Source organism: Oleiphilus sp. HI0128 (genome assembly GCF_001635365.1).
In genome coordinates, this window is sequence record NZ_LWGG01001209.1 from 1 (window position 1) to 1,004 (window position 1,004).

Here is a 1,004-nt window from a genome sequence, read left to right on the forward strand (position 1 = left end):
TATCGGTTGAAAGCCTAACGAGACGATGAATCATTGAACGCAAACCATGGACACTCAGGTCAAAATCATACGGAAGTAGCTCAGCACTGACGACGAGTAAGCACGACAGCATTTTCTCGAGCTCTTTAATCTTGCTTTCAATATCAAGAAACAGATTTGAGTTCTTTGGTGACTTGATCGGGCTAGACAGGTGCGCTTCAACTAAGGTGATCCAATGCTGATGCGCCCTTTCAAAATACAAAAAAGAATTGAGCCTAAGGTTTGATAAGGTATGAGATATCTGATTGTGACCACCTAGCTGATCAAGGCGGTCACTTAACTCATTGGCGATCACTAAAATCTGGGCGTCTAGACCAAGTTGAGGCTCACCAATGAGATTTGGAAAGCCAGTTCCGTCATTTCGTGCGTGGTGGTGTAGAACCAGCTCCGCAAGCCCTTCTAGCTCAGGTAGGTACTTTTCAACTAAACGTGAACTAATCAGAGGGTGAATATCTCTGCCGTCAAGCGAGCTAGCTGGAGAAAAGAAAGGGCCATTAACCTTTGTGGGAAACTCAATCGTCTCGGTATCGGGTGCGTGTTTACCAATATCTTGCAGTAAACCAGCGACGAACAGCAATCTTTGGTTAGCTTCTGTGAGGCCAGCTGACCGGCCAATCAATAACGCACACCAACTGCAAAACAAAGCCCTTTCGAAGTCGATTTGCGAACAAACATGGACACGAGTAAGTGCCTTCATGATCTCAGGAAATTTTTCAAGCTCATTGCAAAAGAAAACCATTTTTGGCCAATATGAATTGGCTTGGTTTATTTTGAAAAGCGTCGGATGGGAGTCAATAAACATCCGGTATTCGAGAAGCAAGCTTGCTGCGCTGATATAATAATTACCGCCAAGGTAATCAAAACTGCTATCACTCATGGCACTAAATTTCCAGGACAATGTTCGAAAAAGGTATGATTTAAAGATAGGCTACAAGCCCTATATATTCAAAGACGAAAGCGTGATA

The 1,004-nt window shown here is 43.5% G+C and carries 1 protein-coding gene; it reads right to left on the reverse strand.

Going from position 1 to position 1,004, the window contains the following annotated elements:
• A partial coding sequence (locus A3763_RS20485) for an HD-GYP domain-containing protein (protein WP_197483018.1) occupies positions 1-916 on the reverse strand: 916 nt, incomplete at its 3' end.
• Positions 917-1,004 lie beyond the last annotated feature (88 nt).